General features: G+C 63.3%; 3 protein-coding genes. 2 read left to right on the top strand and 1 reads right to left on the bottom strand.

Features of this window, described 5'->3' with window-relative positions; all coding sequences use genetic code 11:
• Positions 1-337 precede the first annotated feature (337 nt).
• Positions 338-1981 carry a glycosyltransferase family 39 protein gene (locus EN993_RS33370; RefSeq protein WP_127266008.1) on the top strand — a complete coding sequence of 548 codons (1644 nt, stop codon included), beginning with the start codon at positions 338-340 and terminating at the stop codon, positions 1979-1981.
• Positions 1982-2092: 111 nt separating this feature from the next.
• Positions 2093-2863 (top strand): phosphatase PAP2 family protein, encoded by a 771-nt coding sequence (locus EN993_RS33365; RefSeq protein WP_245469044.1) that lies wholly within the window; start codon positions 2093-2095, stop codon positions 2861-2863.
• A 128-nt stretch (positions 2864-2991) separates the two neighbouring features.
• Here EN993_RS33365 and EN993_RS33360 read toward each other — a convergent pair.
• The coding region (locus tag EN993_RS33360) for an ankyrin repeat domain-containing protein (protein ID WP_164757976.1) at positions 2992-3293 on the bottom strand (302 nt) is incomplete at its 5' end.

The raw sequence follows: 3293 nt of genomic DNA, 5'->3' as shown, positions 1-3293 counted from the left end.
ACCGTCTCCTTGGCGAAGATAGCGTCGAGGCCGGCATCATCCGAAGTCTGGTGGATGAAACCGCGCTCGCTCATCGTGCGCAGGAAATCGGATTTGAAGGCGGACATTGTTTCTTTCCCGAAAGCGCCCGGCCGCTGTGGCTCGGGCGTGCATGAACGCGGGCGTTTAGCATCCAAGCGCGATCAGCAAAAGTGGAATCCGGTTTTGCGTCCCGCGCGGATGGTGTTGCGAATCCTTGCTTCGCCGTTTTGGCTGGCGTATTGAGGCGCCGCGCAGGGGCAGGGCCTGAAGCGCCGCGACGGGGCCATCCCGCAGATCAGATCCGGAAAGCTCCGCGATGAACAGGAACTATCTCATCCTCTTTCTGTTCAGCCTGCTGATGACGCTCAGTGGGCTGATGAGCCTTCCACCAATCGACCGCGACGAGTCGCGTTTTGTCCAGGCCACCAAGCAGATGGTCGAAACCGGCGACTATGTCGACATCCGTTTTCAGGATGCCTCACGCTACAAGAAGCCGATCGGCATCTACTGGCTGCAATCGACGGCCGTGGCGCTGAGCGGCGAGGGGGCAGCGGCGCCGATCTGGGTCTACCGCCTCGTCTCCATGCTTGGCATTGCCTTGGCCGTCGTCGGCATTGCCTGGACGGGCACGAAGCTCTTCGGGGCCAATGCCGGTCTCGCCGCCGGTCTGATGATGGCGGCAATCTTCGCCACCGCCTTCGAGGGCCGCGACGCCAAGACCGACGCCATGCTGCTGGCCTGCTGCGTGGCGGCGCAAGGCGCGCTCGCCCAGATCTATCTGGCAGCGCGCCGGAACGAACCGGTAGCGGCCCATCTGCCGTGGATCTTCTGGGCGGCTCAAGGCCTGGGGATCCTCATCAAGGGGCCTGTCGCTCCGCTGTTGTCGGTGCTGACGGTCGCCACGCTGTTTGCTTTCGAACGCGACTGGCGATGGCTTTTGAAGCTGAAGCTCGTGCGCGGTGTCGCTCTGGTGCTTCTTATCGTGCTGCCTTGGGTTGTTCTCATCACCTGGAAGAGCGGCGGCGCCTTTCTCCAGGATGCCGTCGGCAAGGACATGGTGGCCAAGGTCGCCGCGGGCGAGGAATCGCACGGCCTGCCGCCCGGTTTCTACATGCTGACCTATTCGCTGTTCATGTGGCCCTTCGGCCTGATCGCGGTCGGCGCCGGGCTCCAAGCCCTCAACCGTCTGCGCGACGATCCCCGGCTGCGTTTCTGCCTCGCCTGGTACATTCCGTTCTGGCTGGTGTTCGAGCTGATCCCGACCAAGCTGCCGCACTATGTCCTGCCGGCCTATCCCGGCATGGCGCTGCTGATCGGCTGGCTTTTGACTTTGTCGCCGCAGGAGGCGAATGCGCCGCTCAGGCGCTGGCAGAATTGGTTGTGGTGGTCGACCGCGTTCGGTCTTGCCGTGGTCAGCCTCGGCCTGGCGGCTGTCTGCATCGGAGCGCCGATCTACCTCACCGGCACCTTCTCCTGGTGGAGCATTCCGGCGGCCGTGGCGGCACTGGGGGCGGGCTATTTCGCTTTTTCGCGGCAGCTGCAAGTGCCGCTGCGCCGCATCGGCGCCATCGCGGTGTGTGCCGGCATCACCTACGGGCTGTTGTTCGGCGTCATCGCGCCATCGCTGAAGCCGATCTGGCTGAGCCCGGCCATCGAGGCCGCGGTCCGCGCCAACAAGCCTTGCGACACCACGGTGCTCGCCTCGGCGGAATATCACGAGCCGAGCCTGGTGTTCCTGGTGGGCACCAAGACCGTGCTGACCGATGTCGATGGCGTCGCCAAACATCTGCTTAGCGATCCGGCCTGCGCGCTGGCGCTGACACAGGTCGGGGATGAGCAAAAACTGAATGGACTGCTGGCGGCGCAAGGCAAGTCGGCGATCCGCGTTGCCGAAGTTGACGGCCTCAACTATTCGTCGGGAGACAAACTGTCGCTTGGCCTTTATCGTGTGGCCCAATGACGGCTCGTCAATGACAGGGTCGAATTTCAAATGCTGGTGAAATCGCGCCCTTCCGTTTCCGCTATGCTCCTTGGAGTGGGGCGCCGATCGGTCGACAATTTTCGCGATACGATGCAGATCGCAAGAAAGCGCTTTGCCGCTCGCCCGGCCAGATACCCGAACATTTTGTGGTCGGTCTGGGTGCTGGTGTGGGTTTTGCTGACGGCAGCAGCATTTGTTCGCCTCGACACCCCTGCGGGAATGCTTCGCGACCAATGGTCGCCGGGGTTCGTCCGCCTGGCCGATTTTTTCACGCAGTTCGGCCTGGGTGGCTGGTATCTCATTCCGTCGGCGCTTTTGCTCGTCGCCGCGAACCTGACGGACTGGCGAAGCCTTTCAAGGCGTTCGCTGATGCTCGCCTACAACTGGACCTGCCTGGCTTTCCTGGTGCTGGGCGCCGTCGGCCTGTCCGGCCTGACCGTCAATGTGCTGAAATACGCGATCGGCCGGGCTCGGCCGATGTATTTCAATCAATTCGGGGTGTTGTCGCTGCATCCATTCGCTTTCGATGCGCGCTTCGCCGGCTTCCCGTCCGGCCATGCAACGACCATGGGCGCCGTGTTCGGGATTGCCCTGCTGTTGTTCCCAAGGCGCTGGTACGTCGCCCTGGCGATCACCGCCTGCATTGCCTCGACACGGATCTTCGTTGGCGCGCACTATCCCAGCGACACCGTCGCCGGCTTCGGCCTTGGCTGCGCTTTCGCGCTTGCTTGTGGGCTGGTCTTCGCCCGGCTCGGCTTCATCTTTCGGCCGATGCCGTCGGGGTTGCCGGTCCGCAAGAAGACGTTTTGGCTGACATGGCTCGGCGACGTGAAACGGGCAGACCCCGCTGCCGGGACCTAGTGGTTAAAATCAGGCGCCTGGTACCCGTCGAAACAGCAATTTCGCCGGCTCGTGATAGCGGGTTTCTGGCAGGGCGCTACGGCCCCATTGCTGACAGTCTAGGATCAGTCTGAGACAAGGCGTTGCGTCTATGGCGTCGCGCCATAGCGCTCAAGCAGTCGCATGATCTCCGCCTGCTGCGCCTTTGCCTCTGGCGAGCCGCTGCCGCCGCGGCCGGTCGGCCGCGTCGCAAGAAACATTGGCGTCGAACCATTCCCGTTCTTGAGCAGAGCGTCGGCGCCGCCGTCAAGGAGTGTGCTCGCCGCTGCCCCGCAGCGCGTTCTAACGGCGCGATGCAAAGGCGTGACGCCGTTTTGATCGACGGCGTTCGGATCGGCCCCTGACGCGATCAGCAAGGCGACGGTCGCGGATTGGCGGACCGGATTCCACT

Origin of the sequence: Mesorhizobium sp. M7D.F.Ca.US.004.01.2.1 (assembly GCF_003997785.1) — a bacterium.
Classification (GTDB): Bacteria; Pseudomonadota; Alphaproteobacteria; order Rhizobiales; family Rhizobiaceae; genus Mesorhizobium; species Mesorhizobium loti.
Note: the sequence above shows the minus strand (reverse complement) of the source record. Positions and strands in the feature narration are given on the sequence as shown.

Bases quoted from the DNA above. Each gene is read 5' to 3' on its own strand.
- EN993_RS33365 (WP_245469044.1), top strand. From the start codon at position 2,093: ATGCAGATCGCAAGAAAGCGCTTTGCCGCTCGCCCGGCCAGATACCCG.
- EN993_RS33370 (WP_127266008.1), top strand. From the start codon at position 338: ATGAACAGGAACTATCTCATCCTCTTTCTGTTCAGCCTGCTGATGACG.